The organism is Synechococcus sp. RS9916 (genome assembly GCF_000153825.1).
Classification (GTDB): domain Bacteria; phylum Cyanobacteriota; class Cyanobacteriia; order PCC-6307; family Cyanobiaceae; genus Synechococcus_C.
Window position 1 is genome coordinate 2604258 of the sequence record NZ_DS022299.1, and the last position, 13338, is coordinate 2617595.

The following is a 13338-nucleotide window of genomic DNA, read 5'->3' on the forward strand; positions in this document are numbered from 1 at the left end:
TCAGATGGGAGACGACAGCAGCGAACCGTCGCTGGCGAGGTCGAGGGGGCCTGCCAGCTCGAGCTCGAGGGCAATCAGTTCGTCGCGATGGGCGCGGACACGAATGGTGCTACCGCCGGTTTCACCGTCTGGGTTCATCAAGCGGATCTCCACCCCTTCCTGGCGTTCAGCGCGCTTGCGGTAGATCACACCGGCCAGTGGTCCGAGCAGGGCCAGGCCAAGGGGCCACCAGTGGAGGGACGGCTGCACCTGCCGAACGACCAGGCCAAGGCTGCCGGCGCCCACGGTCCCCAGCAATGACAAGAGCACCGCGAGTGGTGTGCTGGCCGCCACCCGGCCCTGAAATCGCAGCACTTGGCGTTCGGCATCGCCGCCCTCGGGCGACCAGCCCCGTTGTTCCAACCAGGCGCTCAATCCTTCGAGGACCTCTAGGGGCGGGCGCGATGAGGCCACGTCCACCACGGTGGTGCGGTCTTTGCTGGCTGCCCTCAGAAAGAACACCAGGCCAATGGCCAACAGGAGGGTGAGAAGGAGGGTTGAGGTCTGGAAGGAAGGCATCCGCTGGCCGTGGGGCTTGGCTGCCTATCCGTTTTAGGTCGCCACGGGGGCGTTCCTGCTGCCACTCAGGTCGCTGAGCCAGTGTTGCCAAGGCTTCATCAGTTTCTGGGCCTCGGGGCGAGAGGCGCTCTCCAGGTGCAACATGCGTCGCGGCCGGCCGCGGCTTGGGCAACGCTTGCTGTAGCGGGCCAACATGCCCTGGCTCTCGAGAAAATCGAGGGCCTGGTGCAACACGGTCTCTGACAGCCGCAGTTTGGGATGTTCCGTCTCGAGGCGTTGCAGCAGGCCTGAGGGGTAGCTGTCGTTCTCCAGGAGGCAGTCGAGCACCCAGCAGACCGCGAGTTCCAGGTCCAGGAAGCGCGGTGGCGGTTGGCGGAAATAGCGCTCGATATCGGCCAGGCAGGCCCGAGGTGGCTTATGGCGGCTGTGCACGGGAACCCTGTGTCTCATTTGTGTCTATCTCGGTCTCGTTTTGATTTTCAAGTCTTTGAGAAAAAGTCTTGCGTCCCGCGGGTGGTCAAAGTGGATTGATCGATGTTTGTCCTGCGACCCCGATGGCTGATGCCGCGTCTGCACCCCGCGAGTTCGCCGTTTTTGACGGTGATCTCGATGCTGCATGGGCCGAGCGCTATGGCCGCGCCAAAGCCCTGGCGGTCGACACCGAAGCCATGGGGTTGATCCACGGGCGTGATCGCCTCTGTCTGGTGCAGATCTGTGATCCCGACGACCACGTCGCCTGTGTTCGCATCGGCTTGGGACAGACCGAGGCTCCACGACTGGAGGCGTTGATGGAGTCAAAGGCCGTGGAGAAGGTCTTCCATTTCGCCCGGTTCGATGTCGCCGCACTCGCCAGCGGCTTGGGGATTGCGGTGAATCCGATCTTCTGCACCAAGGTGGCGAGCCGCCTGGCCCGCACCTACACCCCGCGTCACGGCCTCAAGGACCTTGTGATGGAGCTGGTCGGGGTGGAGCTGGACAAACAAGCCCAGAGCAGTGACTGGGGTCGGGTGGATGAGCTGACCGAGGCTCAATTGGCGTATGCAGCCAACGATGCCCGCTACTTGTTGCCTGCCCGTGACCGTCTGGAGTTAATGCTGCGCCGGGAAGGCCGCTGGGAGTTGGCGGAGCGTTGCTTCCCCTGCATTCCGGTGATCGCTGACTTGGATCGTCTGCGTTTTAACCAGGTGTTCGAGCACTGAACGGGCCAGTGTTCAGTTGATTGGGGTGCTGATGGGTTCAGTCCTCCAGCATGAAGTTTTCGTCTTCGGGGCTGGCGACGAGTAAGGCATCGAGGCTGGTGGATGCTGCACCTTTGTCGGCGTTTTGCTCTTCGCGGGTCTCATCGATGAGTTGGGTGGCGATCCGCATGCGGGCTTCCACATCACGCAGGCCTTCCTTGGCAGCTGCCATCTCCACGCGGCGTCGAGCTGCCGCCTGACTGACGCCAAGGCGACGGGCCAGTTCGGCGCAGAGTCTCAGGTAGTCATGGTCCTGGATGCCGGCCATGGCGATGCGCAGTGGTGAGGCCAGTATCCGCGATCAAGCGTTCCACCACCAGCTCGGCCAGTGCCCGACTGCCTCCGGCCCGTCCCATTCGCTGGCGGCCGATGGTGCCGAGCTGATGCCGCAGGTTGGCGTCGGAGAGCAAGAGGTGCAGGCGACGTTGCAGGGCTTCTGCTGATGGGCAGGTGCGCACCGACCCTCCCAAAAGGCGGCTCTGGCGTTCAGCGAAGCCACGGGTGAACTGGGGGCCCGGTCCTGGCAGGGACAACGCGGGGATGCCAAGGCCCACCAATTGTTCGGTGGCGGTTCCGGCAGTCGCGAGTCCGACTTCGGCCCAGCCTGCCCAGCGGCTGAAGCGACCGCTGCCCAGCAACAGCATTTGCACTCCATTCACCCAGCAGGCCTGGGCGTCCAGGCTGTCTGCAGGCGGTGGGCAGGGGCGGAACCCCAGGTGCTGAAGCAGGGGCTCCAGTGCCTGGGCAGAGGGCTGAGAGCCCGTTGCCATCAACAAGGTGAGGGGGACGTCGCTTTTGAAGCCCTCCAGGCTGCGCAGCAGCCGCTCTGCGTTGGTCAGCGCTTCCGGCATACGGCTACCGCAGAGCAGCAGGATTCGCGTGCAGCGCTCGAGCGCTGCAGGTGGATGGCCTGGAGTGAAGCCATCCATCATCGGGTTCCCTGGTGCCAGGGCCCTCACACCGTGGCGCCTCAAGCCCCGGGCCGTGAGGCGGTCACGCATGGCCACTAGACGGCACCGAGAGGTTCTCATTACGGCCCACTCCCACGGGTCCCATTCGCTTCCTTTCAAGCGGTGATAGAGATCGCTGAGGTGCCTGCCCGGTCCGCTGCTCCAGGTGTAATCGCTTTTTGGGGTTCCCACGAATCCGAAGCGTTGTCCGCTGCCCCAGGCCATCAGCAATGGCAGCAGATCCCCGACGGCCAGCACTGCATCAACGCCCTTGGCGTGACGTCGCAAACAGCGCCACTGCCGCCAGGTGAGCAGGGGGAGTCCGGCCACCAGATCGGCGATGAATCCCCGGGCGCTTTGATTGCTGAACCCCCCACTCGGCAGCTTTGCGTTGGGGCCGATCAGTCGCAGCCATCCCTGCTGCACCGGCAAGGTAAAGGCCTTGCCTTCGCCCACGAGAGGCAAAACGACCAGAGGAAGCCTTGGCTGAAGGCTGTGGAGCGCCTCGAGGATTCGCAGGGCGATCAGGTCCTCGCCGTGACCGTTGCAAACCACCAGCAGCCCCCCACTGCGCTCGCTGATACGATCCGCTGGTGGAAACGCAGTTTCCCCGGCGGCGGCATGGCCAAGTGGTAAGGCAGAGGATTGCAAATCCTTTATCCCCAGTTCGAATCTGGGTGCCGCCTTCTGAATCCTGAAGGCTCGCTTCTCATCTCCATCACTGGTCTGCAGGCTCACGATGGCTTGCGCCCTTGAATCGAGATCTGATCGATCGTCTCACGCAGCAAGAGCTCTGCATCAGGTTGGGGAATCACAGTTTGGCCTCAGCGCGGAGGGTCAGGCCATTGCTCAATTGCGCGTGGCATTCCACTCCTGAAGAGTTGATCTTGCAGATCCCTTTTGCGGGCCAGGCCCGGGGTAATCCTTCTGCGATGCCGAGGCCGTTGGAGAACGCCTCAGCGGCGCCCATCACCGGTCCCTCCCAGGCAGTGGTGCTCAGTTGGCAGAGGCCATTCCTGCAGGTGATTGGAAGGTCCTTCCCCGCATCGGTCGCCACGAAGGTGAGCATGCGTGTGATGCCCTTTCTGCTGTCAGGGCCGATGAAGCGCACGCGCAGCACAGAGTCAGTTTTGCGATCCAGCTGAATTCGATCACAGCGTTGCTCTGAGCCTTCTGTGGCTGTGGTGTTGCACGCAGCCGTGGTGCGTTGCAAGCGTCCGATCGTTGGCGTGCTGCTGCTTGCTCCGATGCCCGCATGGGTTAGCAACACGCCTGTCGCCAGGATCTGGGCCGTGCGGGTGACCCATCGGTGGTTTACGGCTCTTGTTCCCATCGTTGCGAACGGACGCATGCGGTCGTCGATTCAATACTCGCTGTCGGCCACACAGATGCCCTGGCAGCGGATCCCATTGTCTGCGGTGCGCTTGCAATGGGGGCAGAGCACGGGAGAGGAGGGCTCAGTCGGTTGTTCTGCGGCGGCAGGTGTCGCTGTCGGGTGGGAACTGGAGGGGTGGTCGTGCTCTCGGGACATCTCGCTTTGAAGTGCTGCTGCGCTGCTTCCTGTTCGTCAGGCGATCATGGCGGCCAGCAGGAAAGAACGGTGTGACCGGAATCGGCTTCGGCACCTGGTCGTGGGGCAATCAGTTGCTTTGGGGCTATGACCCTGACCGGGATGACCCTGAGCTCGCCCAGACACTCGAGGTGGCGGCGCAAGGGGGGCTGTCGTTGGTGGATACGGCTGATTCCTATGGCACAGGTCGTTTCAACGGCCGTAGTGAGGCCTTGTTGGGAGCGATCCTCCGCGCCAGGGATCCAACCTTGCGGTCGCGTTTGACGGTTGCCACCAAATTGGCGCCGTTCCCTTGGCGGCTCGGACGGAGGGGATTCGATCGGGCGTTTGACGCCAGTCAGGAGCGTCTCGCTGGCCAGCTTCAGAGGGTGCAGTTGCACTGGAGTACGGCGCGTTATGCCCCTTGGCAGGAGGGGCCGTTGCTGGATGGTCTGGCCGACCTTGTGGAGCGAGGGCGTGTGGCTGAACTGGGAGTGTCGAATCTGGGCCCGAAGCGTTTGAGGGCTCTGCATGCTCGGTTGGCTGCGCGGGGCGTGCCCTTGCGCAGCGTGCAGGTGCAGCTGTCATTGCTGGCCCCGGATGCAATTCAGTCCGCAGGCTTGAAGTCAGTCTGCGCCGAGTTGGGGATTGATCTGCTGGCCTATAGCCCTTTGGCTCTCGGTGTGCTGGCTGTGGCACCTGGGGCGACTCCGCCGGCCTGTACGCAGTTGCGCAGCCGTCTCTTCCGCCGTCTGTTGCCGGCGAGTGATGGCTTGCGTCAGTGCATGGCATCCATTGCCCAGGAGCGTCAGGTGTCTCAGGCCCAGGTGGCTCTCAACTGGTGTCGCTCCCATGGCGCGATGCCCTTGCCTGGATTGCGGCGCGTTCACCAGGCCAGGGATGCGGTGGCCGCACTGGCCTGGATGCTCAGTGATGGAGAGCGTCAGGACCTTGATGGTTTGGCCCTGGATTGCCGGACCAGGATGCCCGCCAATCCATTCATGAGCGCCTAGCTAGACCGCTTCTCCGGGTTCAGGGTCAGGACTGACCACGACGGGAAGGGTGGATGTCGGATGGGGCAGCGCGACCACCTTCACAGGCCCCGTTGGGGTCGGTGTGGGCTGTTCGGTTTGCTCGCGTTGCTGTTCACAGGCCGCCAAGGCTTCCTGCAGAAGGGAATCAAACGTGGCCCCAGGGAGGCGATGACGGGCGATCTCCAGGAAGGTGCGGGGCAGCGACTCATTGGCTGCGTTGCGCACTGCGGGGTTGTTGCGCCGGTGTTCCTGCTCGTCGTGAATGGCCCTCAAGAAGCGATGGGTGACATCGCGTTTGGTGCAGGCCTTGATCAAGGTGTCGCGTTCGGGTTGCGCGATCGAGGATCCAGCCTCCAGTTCGCTGATCCGCCTTTCAAGGCTAGCCAGCACCTCTTCGGCTTCCTTGCTGATGTGGGTCAGCTGGCCATCGGAGAGATGGGGCATGTCGGCCACAAACACCTTGCCGTGGTCCTTGAGGGCCAGAAATGTGGGTCGGGGGCCTTGGCGGCTGGTGTGTCCGCGGTCGTGATTGGAAATAACAGGGCGACGCGGCGGAACCGGTCCCGCAGACGAACGTCTGCGGGTGGTGCGCTGGGGTTTATCGAAAGGCATTCAACTAAGGAGATGTAACGGCGCGGATGTTGCGTAGGCGACGCAACAAAGCTTCGAGGTGATGTTACGGCGATTGGCTGGTCAAATTGGCCAGTTGAAACGTCGTTTGATCTGGCCGGCCTGCTGGGTTCAGGCTGGCAGCCCATCCACCCCATCTGTTGAGGTCGACGCTGCTGTCTGCACGTCGCCGATCTGCCAGGCGGAGAGCTTCAGCGATTGACAGAGCGACAGGGCCTGGGAAACGGCATGGTCCGGCAGCACCAGGCAGAAGCCAATGCCCATGTTGAAGGTGTGCCAAAGATCTCGTTCGGGGATCTCGCCGTTCTGCTGAAGCCACTTGAACAGCTCCGGACGGGGCCAGTTGGTGGGCGAGATGCGTGCACGCAGTCCTGTGGGGAGGCAGCGGGGGAGGTTTTCAGGAATGCCACCGCCGGTGATGTGGGCCATCCCGTGAATCGGCAGCTGGGCGGCCAGCAATGACTTCACCAACTCGCCATACAGCTGTGTGGGGGCGAGCAGGGCATCAACGAGTGGGAGTTGTTCCGGGCCAAAGGTGGTGCTGGCGTCGGCGTTGGCCATGGCCAGCACTCTGCGCACAAGGCTGAAGCCATTGCTGTGCACGCCGTTGCTGGTGATGCCAATGATCTGATCGCCGGCTTGGATCGTGCGGCCGTCAATCACCTCGTCTTCCTCGACTACAGCTACGCAGAAGCCCGCGAGGTCGTAGCGACCCGCTGGATAAAAACCAGGCATTTCCGCCGTCTCACCACCCAGGAGAGAGCAGCCGCTTTGCCGGCATCCGTCGGCAATTCCCTCCACGACCTGCGCCATGGCCTCAGGGCTCAGGGCCCCAGTGGCCATGTAATCGAGAAAGAACAGGGGGGCGGCTCCAGAGGTGATCACGTCGTTGACGCACATCGCCACCAGGTCGATGCCCACGTTGTGGTGTTGGCCATGGTCTTGGGCTAACTCAAGCTTGGTGCCCACGCCGTCCGTGCCGGAGACGAGCAGTGGCCTGCGCATGCCGGCAGGCAGGCGCATCATTCCCCCAAATCCTCCAAGGCCGCCAACAACCTCAGGTCGAAAGGTCGCTTCCACGCTTGAGCGAATCCTTCCGACGAAGGCCCGTCCTGCCTCTACATCCACACCAGCGGTTTTGTAATCCATGTCGGACGCGGGTCTGCCCCGATTCGCGCTTGTTCTGATCCTCTCTCCCCATGGGGCCCGTGCCAATTGCGCCAGCGTCCATCCCTCGAATAAGCGCCTCTTGTTTTGGGAATTAGCTGGTCTGATTGGAGACGGCTGTCCGCAGGTCTTGCCGCGCCAGGTCAGTGCTGGTATTCCAACGATCAACTCCCTGCCCCGATTCGGGACGACTGCGTCGAGGGTGGCTGTTCGACTCGGCTGATTCTCCTTAAGTTTCGCAAGACTTTTTGCTCGCTAAGGCTGGTTCTTTGTTGATCCATTGCTGGATCAACTGATCGCTGGCAGGGGTGACCAAGTTTCCCCCCGCTCGATCACCGGGACAGTCGCCCGGCATGCGTTCACCTTTCTCTCTTCTGCTCGTTGCAGGGATGGCCTCCAGTGGCTTCGCCCTTCTTCCCGTTCTGGCCCGCGAGCTGGATTCCGACGCCGTGCGTGAATCGCTTGACGCGGTGCTGGCCCAGCCTCTGGATCCTTTCGGTTCCGCCTCAGTCACGGAGACCGACTCTGGCAGCGCCAAGGCTGAGGAACTCGAGTCTGGCGCCGTTGCGTCTCCTGAGACCCCAACAGAAGACACAGCCGTTGCGCCACAACCCGTTCAACCCCCTGCACCGCCCATCCCACAGCCTCGTGTGATCTCGGTGAGCACAGGAGAAGCCAGTTGGTATGGACCCGGCTTCTATGGCAATCGCACGGCCAATGGGGAAGTGTTTCGACCCGGAACCCTCACCGCTGCCCACCGGACGCTGCCTTTCGGCACCAAGGTTCGTGTCACCAATCTCTGGAACGGACGATCCACCGTGGTGCGGATCAACGACCGCGGCCCTTTTATTGGTCATCGGGTGATTGATCTTGCCCATGGTGCAGCAAACAAGCTGGGCTTGGTCGCCAGTGGCATCGCTCAGGTTCGCCTTGAGGTGCTTCGCTGACCGTTCAGGTTCTCAGAACACTCTCTGAATTGCACCATTGGCGCGCTCAGCAGGCCAAGCCGGTGCATTTCGTTCCCACCATGGGCGGTCTGCACCAGGGGCATGGGCGCTTGATGGCCCACGCCCGTGCCGTCAGCATCGATCCGTGTGCGGTTCTGGCCAGTGTTTACGTCAATCCTCTTCAGTTCGGTGCTGGGGAGGATTTTGAGCAGTATCCCCGGGATCTCAACGCCGATTGCCTTGTGGCGGCTCAGGCCGGAGTCGATGCGCTGTGGTGTCCGACCGATGCGCAGATCTATCCCGAGGGCCCGGAACAGGTGTTTCGCCTGCAGGTGCCGCAGAGACTGCAGCAGCATCTCTGCGGTGCGAGTCGCCCAGGCCATTTTGATGGTGTCGCCACGGTGGTGACCCGGTTGCTGTCACTCGTTCGCCCGTCAGTGCTTGTGCTGGGAGAGAAGGACTGGCAACAGCTCACCATCCTTCGCCACCTGGTGAAGGCTCTTGGCTTACCTGTGCGTGTGATGGGGTGTCCCACGGTGCGGGAACTGGATGGGTTGGCCAGCAGCTCGCGCAATCGTTACCTCACGCCTGATCAGCGCCATCAGGCCGCAGTGTTGCCCCGTCTGTTGCAGCAGGAGGCCGCCGCTGTTCAAAGCGGATCCCGCGATCTGAATACGGCAGCTTTGACGAACGCCCTGACCTCGGCGGGGTTTGAAGTTGACTATGTAGAGGTGGTGGATCCCAGCACGTTGCAACCCGCTGCAGCCGATCAGACCTGTCGGTTGCTGGCTGTGGCGGCGCGATGCGGATCGACCCGTTTGATTGATCACACCGTTCTGATGACTCGTTCGCCCATCGTCGCCATCGACGGCCCAGCCGGTGCTGGCAAAAGCACTGTGACCCGCGCCTTTGCGGAGCGCATGGGGCTTCTATACCTCGATACAGGGGCGATGTATCGCGCTGTGACCTGGTGGGTGTTGGAGCAGGGGCTTGATCCTGCGGATGCAGCAGCTGTGGCGCCCAGCCTCCAGGGGCTGGAGGTGGAGTTGGATCCTCTTCGCGATGGTGTGCAAGCCGTACGGGTCAACGGCAACGACGTCACCGACGTGATTCGTGATCCCCGGGTGACGGCCAAGGTGTCGGTGGTGGCTGCCCATGCCTGCGTGCGAGCTCTGCTCACTGCTCAGCAGCAGCGCATGGGTGAGCGTGGCGGTCTTGTTGCCGAGGGTCGAGACATCGGCACGGCGGTGTTCCCCCATGCCGAACTCAAGGTGTTCCTCACCGCCACGCCCGCTGAGCGTGCTCGCCGAAGGGCTGTGGATCTGGAGCGACGTGGCTTTGAGGTTCCGGCCTTGGCGGAGCTTGAATCGCAGATCGTGGAGCGGGACCATCTCGACAGCACCCGTGAGGTGGCTCCCCTGGTGCAAGCCCATGACGCCACGGAAGTGATCACCGATGGCATGGCGATTGAGGCGGTGATCGATGCCCTCGAGGATCTGTTTCGCCTCAAAGTGCCCGCAGAAGCTTGGCCTCGCCCTAGCGCCTGATCTGGGGCTTAATCTCCTCGATCAGCCCGGAGCAGGCATCCTCCAGCAGGTCGAGCACCTGCTCAAACCCCTGCTCCCCGCCGTAATAGGGATCCGGTACATCGCTGATCTCGGTTGATCGGGCGTAACTGAGCATCGGGCGGATCGTTGCTGTGGCGTTGTTCCCCGCCTCCTTGGCCAGGCTGCGCACGTTGCGCAGGTTGTCGCTGTCCATGGTCAGCACCAGATCGAAGCGACTGAAATCATCCAATTCGATCTGCCTGGCGCGACTCGGCAGGTGAATTCCGCGTCGTTCGGCCGCAGCACGCATGCGTGGGTCGGCCTTGTTGCCCACATGCCAGCTGCCGGTACCGGCGGAGTCAACGATGAAGTGCTTACTCAGTCCCTGTTGATTTAGTAGATGTAGAAAAACGCCTTCTGCAGCAGGGGATCGGCAGATGTTGCCGAGGCAGACGAAGAGTATTTTCATGATTGTTTTTAGAGAAGTGTTTTGTTCTCGGCTTGATGGATAGGCAGCTTATTTTTTGATTCTAGTAATGCATTCTCAAGGCGCCTGGAAAGGACTGGATCTGTTTCTTTCGCTTTGGCTTCACTTAGAATTTTAACAGAGTTGGAGTTGCCAATTCCTTCTAGTGCCAGGCATGCGCTGTAGCGTAATCCCCAGTCTTCAGGTGACTGAAGTGTCCATTCCAGTTTTTGGACAATCGAATGTGTTGATTGTGATGGAACTTTTTCGTCCCAAGCGATGTCTCCAAGGGCGCATGCAGCGACGCGACGTATGTTGCCTTGGCAATGATTGCCAATTTCGACTCCAATAGCATCAATAAATGCGTTTGCATAATGGGGTTTTTTTAGTTCGGCCATTGCTTTTATTAGTCCCATTTTGATGTCTTGATCCGATTCTGAGAAGTACAGATCTTGTAGATTGATTTGGGAATGATCAGCACCATGGATGAGTTGTTTGATGCCTGCTTCTCGGCTCGCCAAGGATGGTGATCGAAGATTCTTAAATGCGTGTGAAAGTAGATCGCTTACTGTTAAATTATTTTCCAGGCAGGTCTCTTGTATTTGATTGTCTTGCTCAATCAATAGGTTGCCCGAAAAATTATCTCTAGCGAGACTATCAAGTGCTTTAAAAAGAGAGCAGTGAATTGATTCGAGTTCTATTTCTGGAATGAAATCTGTCTGATTTGTCTTGCTGAGTGATTTGTTCAAGATGGCCTTGATGGCAAACATCTTGACATTGTTAGGGATTTTGGCATTCAGGATTGGATCTGCTGCCTTGATTGTTCCTATCCGGGCCAGGTCGAATGCAGCAGATTGTCTAATGAAGCGATTCTGATGATCAAGAAGTGAGATGACTTTGTTTAAATAGTTTATTTCGCCAGTGCGGCTGTAGAAAAAAGCTGCTGCCGAGCTGGCGATTCTCTCCGACTCGTTGTCAAGATAAGGTTGAATCTTTTCTGAAGTTCTCCACAGTTTGTGTTCCGCCAAAGCTTCTATAAGCGCTTCTAATGGCTTATTGGGAATGTCGCGCTCAAGGTAGTTAATGAGTGAGTCTGTGCATTCCTCGCTTTTGAATTCAATTAGGGCCCTAAGTGTTGCTTCGTGTAATTTAATATCATCTGTTTCCAGAGTTTTAAGAAGCTCTGGTATACAGCGTGAGTCTTTGATCATTCCAAGAGAGCGAGCTGCCTGTCGTCTCAGGGGATAGCCTCCTGCGGTTGTGATCTCCCTTTTGTCGCTCAGGCAATTCACGAGTTTCGGTACAGCCTCCACGACTCTGTGCTTGCCAAGCCACCAGGCTCCGTGGTATCGCACGCCCGCGTCTGGGTGATCGAGGGCTTCAAGAGCGGCTGTGACTGAGTTAATTGGAATCAATTGAGTTTTGTATAACAAAACCTGAGGTTTATTCTATAGGCTTGCCCCCACTGATTCGGGCGCTTGCCAGATGGCTTTTATGCTTGTGCTTATGTGGGACTATCTTGGTCCCACTTCGCTTCCCATGATTGTGTTCGTCTGAATCGAAATTCGCCTGCAATGGATCCCCAAAGTCTTTCATTGGTTTTTGGGTCATGACCACGATCAAGAGTCTTCAACGTGTCCTCCTGGAGGTGAAAAGTGCTGACCAGGAGTGTTTCTTGACCATTTCGATTGACAAGACACTGACATCCTGGTTCGATAGATCCATAATATCCGTCGGTTTTGTTTTGGACTTGGTAATGGCATTGGTCAAGGCAGATGAGGTCGCTGTCTCGAATGGTCTGCCGACATTTTTTGTCAAAGCTTGCAGTGGCAAACCTTGATGGCTCGCGGAAGCTATGGTTCCACAACTTGATAATTCCAGGCGATTGTTCCTCTGCTCTGATCATGCGTAGTCTGTAAGGATGGCTTGGGTTAACTGCATAGCTTTGTTCTAGCAAAATAGACCCTGGTTGGAGATGCTCTAAAGGGCGATATCTCAGAAAAATATGTGCAAAGAAAGGCGGATTGTCCAAGGCTTGTTGCTGATTGCTGTATTCGCCGCAAAGCAAGCTGAGAAAGTTCTGCACCGTTGATGTCATTTTAGAATCCTTGCTCAAGCTGTATGAACAATAAAAAAGCCCTCCATAAGGAGGGCTCACAGAGTGGTGTTCTAACCAATCAGGTCAGAGCATTGATGGCGTAATCAATGTAGCTGTTGGCTTCAGTGGCAGCGTCGCCAGAAAGGCCGTGGTTGGACTTGATGTGCCTCAGAGCTTCCACGTACCAGGTTGGAGAAAGCTCGAAGGTGCGGTTGATCTCGTCCAGACCTGCAATCAGGTAGTCATCCATGGGGCCAGTACCACCAGCAACCAGGCAGTAGGTGATCATCCGCAGGTAGTAGCCCACGTCACGGGAGCACTTGGCTTTGCCTTCGGGAGTTGCTGAGTAGTTGGGCCCCTCCATTTGGGTGGTGTAGGGGAACTTGGTGTAAACAGCTTGAGCTGCGCCGTTCACCAAGGAATCAGCCATGCTGGTGAGAGCCTTGGCGGCTTCGAGGCTGGCCTTGGCACGGTTGAAACGACCGGAGGCAGCCTGAACTTCGGTGTTGCTCAGGAAGCGGCCCTGAGAATCAGCTGCTGCAACAGCTTCGGTGAGGGGGGTTTTCATGAATCTGAGAGAGGATTAATGACGTCGAATCCAGGGGCCGATCAGGCGACAGAGGCGGCGGCGCGGTCGAAGTAGGTGCCGATCTCGCTGCTGAGGGAAGCGCAGTCACCAGAGGTGATGCCAGCCTTGTCGTTGATGATGTCCAGGGCGGCTTCTTTCATCAGGTTCACGCCAGCGGCGACAGATGCGCCGGGGGTGCCCAGAGCCAGGTAGGTCTCCCGCAGACCATTGAGGCAGCGGTCTTCCATCACGGACGCATCACCGGTGAAGGCTGAGTAGGTGACGTAGCGAAGGATGATCTCCATGTCGCGCAGGCAGGCAGCCATACGGCGGGAGGTGTAGGCGTTGCCGCCTGGTGCGATCAGCGCGGGCTGCTGAGCGAACAGGTTGCGAGCGGCAGAAGCAACGATGGTGGAAGCGTTGCTGGAGATTCGATTAACAGCATCCAGACGCTTGTTGCTGTCGGAAACCATGGCAGCGAGGGCATCGATCTCGCTGGTGTTGATGAATTGTCCCCGGGCGTCGGCCTGGGCGACAACCTTAGTGAAGGCGTCGAACATGGTTGTTGTCCTTTCTCAGACTGAGA

The 13338-nt window shown here is 59.3% G+C and carries 17 protein-coding genes and 1 tRNA gene; 5 read left to right on the top strand and 13 right to left on the bottom strand.

The features are described from left to right. Together RS9916_RS13055 and RS9916_RS13060 are read right to left on the bottom strand one after the other, a co-directional pair. Nucleotides 1-558, bottom strand: coding sequence for a cofactor assembly of complex C subunit B (locus RS9916_RS13055; RefSeq protein WP_007099919.1), 558 nt, complete (start codon nucleotides 556-558; stop codon nucleotides 1-3). A gap of 33 nt (nucleotides 559-591) precedes the next feature. Next, nucleotides 592-1008, bottom strand: coding sequence for a PadR family transcriptional regulator (locus RS9916_RS13060; RefSeq protein ID WP_007099920.1), 417 nt, complete (start codon nucleotides 1006-1008; stop codon nucleotides 592-594). A gap of 104 nt (nucleotides 1009-1112) precedes the next feature. On the opposite strand from RS9916_RS13060, the gene RS9916_RS13065 reads away from it, so the two are divergent. Further along, a complete protein-coding gene (locus RS9916_RS13065) occupies nucleotides 1113-1757 on the top strand; it encodes a ribonuclease D (protein ID WP_007099921.1) in 645 nt (214 codons plus the stop codon). A gap of 37 nt (nucleotides 1758-1794) precedes the next feature. On the opposite strand, the gene RS9916_RS13070 is transcribed toward RS9916_RS13065, so the two are convergent. Both RS9916_RS13070 and RS9916_RS13075 read right to left on the bottom strand, forming a co-directional pair. Further along, complete coding sequence (locus RS9916_RS13070; RefSeq protein ID WP_007099922.1) at nucleotides 1795-2064, bottom strand: hypothetical protein; 270 nt, start codon at nucleotides 2062-2064, stop codon at nucleotides 1795-1797. Next, nucleotides 2042-3307, bottom strand: coding sequence for a lipid-A-disaccharide synthase-related protein (locus tag RS9916_RS13075; RefSeq protein ID WP_038024659.1), 1266 nt, complete (start codon nucleotides 3305-3307; stop codon nucleotides 2042-2044). The genes RS9916_RS13070 and RS9916_RS13075 overlap by 23 nt, the downstream gene beginning before the upstream one ends. Nucleotides 3308-3361: 54 nt before the next feature. Between RS9916_RS13075 and RS9916_RS13080 the strand changes: the two genes are divergently transcribed. Next, nucleotides 3362-3432: transfer RNA gene (locus RS9916_RS13080), tRNA-Cys, on the top strand. Between the two features lie 125 nt (nucleotides 3433-3557). Here the strand turns inward: RS9916_RS13080 and RS9916_RS13085 are convergent. Together RS9916_RS13085 and RS9916_RS14645 are read right to left on the bottom strand one after the other, a co-directional pair. Then, nucleotides 3558-4097: a hypothetical protein gene (locus RS9916_RS13085; RefSeq protein ID WP_007099924.1), complete on the bottom strand. Its 540-nt coding sequence runs from the start codon at nucleotides 4095-4097 to the stop codon at nucleotides 3558-3560. A gap of 12 nt (nucleotides 4098-4109) precedes the next feature. Beyond that, nucleotides 4110-4277 (bottom strand): hypothetical protein, encoded by a 168-nt coding sequence (locus tag RS9916_RS14645; protein ID WP_156777557.1) that lies wholly within the window; start codon nucleotides 4275-4277, stop codon nucleotides 4110-4112. Between the two features lie 71 nt (nucleotides 4278-4348). Between RS9916_RS14645 and RS9916_RS13090 the strand changes: the two genes are divergently transcribed. Continuing rightward, complete coding sequence (locus tag RS9916_RS13090; RefSeq protein ID WP_038023849.1) at nucleotides 4349-5308, top strand: aldo/keto reductase; 960 nt, start codon at nucleotides 4349-4351, stop codon at nucleotides 5306-5308. On the opposite strand, the gene RS9916_RS13095 is transcribed toward RS9916_RS13090, so the two are convergent. Then, nucleotides 5309-5941, bottom strand: coding sequence for a hypothetical protein (locus tag RS9916_RS13095; RefSeq protein WP_007099926.1), 633 nt, complete (start codon nucleotides 5939-5941; stop codon nucleotides 5309-5311). 129 nt (nucleotides 5942-6070) lie between these two features. Then, nucleotides 6071-7108, bottom strand: a complete 1038-nt coding sequence (gene purM, locus RS9916_RS13100; protein ID WP_007099927.1) for a phosphoribosylformylglycinamidine cyclo-ligase — start codon at nucleotides 7106-7108, stop codon at nucleotides 6071-6073. A gap of 371 nt (nucleotides 7109-7479) precedes the next feature. Between purM and RS9916_RS13105 the strand changes: the two genes are divergently transcribed. Then, nucleotides 7480-8073: a septal ring lytic transglycosylase RlpA family protein gene (locus RS9916_RS13105; RefSeq protein ID WP_007099928.1), complete on the top strand. Its 594-nt coding sequence runs from the start codon at nucleotides 7480-7482 to the stop codon at nucleotides 8071-8073. A 29-nt stretch (nucleotides 8074-8102) separates the two neighbouring features. Beyond that, the gene (locus tag RS9916_RS13110) at nucleotides 8103-9620 is read left to right on the top strand and encodes a bifunctional pantoate--beta-alanine ligase/(d)CMP kinase (RefSeq protein ID WP_007099929.1); all 1518 of its coding nucleotides are present in this window, start codon (nucleotides 8103-8105) and stop codon (nucleotides 9618-9620) included. Here RS9916_RS13110 and RS9916_RS13115 read toward each other — a convergent pair. The 5 genes from RS9916_RS13115 to RS9916_RS13135 all read right to left on the bottom strand — a co-directional run bounded on the left by RS9916_RS13115 (nucleotide 9610) and on the right by RS9916_RS13135 (nucleotide 13312). Continuing rightward, on the bottom strand, nucleotides 9610-10089 hold the full coding sequence (locus RS9916_RS13115) for a low molecular weight protein-tyrosine-phosphatase (protein WP_038023853.1): 480 nt from the start codon (nucleotides 10087-10089) through the stop codon (nucleotides 9610-9612). The two genes, RS9916_RS13110 and RS9916_RS13115, sit on opposite strands and share 11 nt — an antisense overlap. An 8-nt stretch (nucleotides 10090-10097) precedes the next feature. Beyond that, nucleotides 10098-11441 carry a HEAT repeat domain-containing protein gene (locus tag RS9916_RS13120; protein WP_255346335.1) on the bottom strand — a complete coding sequence of 448 codons (1344 nt, stop codon included), beginning with the start codon at nucleotides 11439-11441 and terminating at the stop codon, nucleotides 10098-10100. 149 nt (nucleotides 11442-11590) lie between these two features. Beyond that, the gene (locus RS9916_RS14015) at nucleotides 11591-12184 is read right to left on the bottom strand and encodes a chromophore lyase CpcT/CpeT (RefSeq protein WP_007099932.1); all 594 of its coding nucleotides are present in this window, start codon (nucleotides 12182-12184) and stop codon (nucleotides 11591-11593) included. Nucleotides 12185-12263: 79 nt separating this feature from the next. After that, on the bottom strand, nucleotides 12264-12752 hold the full coding sequence (gene cpcA, locus RS9916_RS13130; RefSeq protein WP_007099934.1) for a phycocyanin subunit alpha: 489 nt from the start codon (nucleotides 12750-12752) through the stop codon (nucleotides 12264-12266). 41 nt (nucleotides 12753-12793) lie between these two features. Further along, entirely contained in the window at nucleotides 12794-13312 is a 519-nt protein-coding gene (locus RS9916_RS13135; RefSeq protein ID WP_007099935.1) for a phycocyanin subunit beta, read from the bottom strand. Nucleotides 13313-13338: the final 26 nt, after the last annotated feature.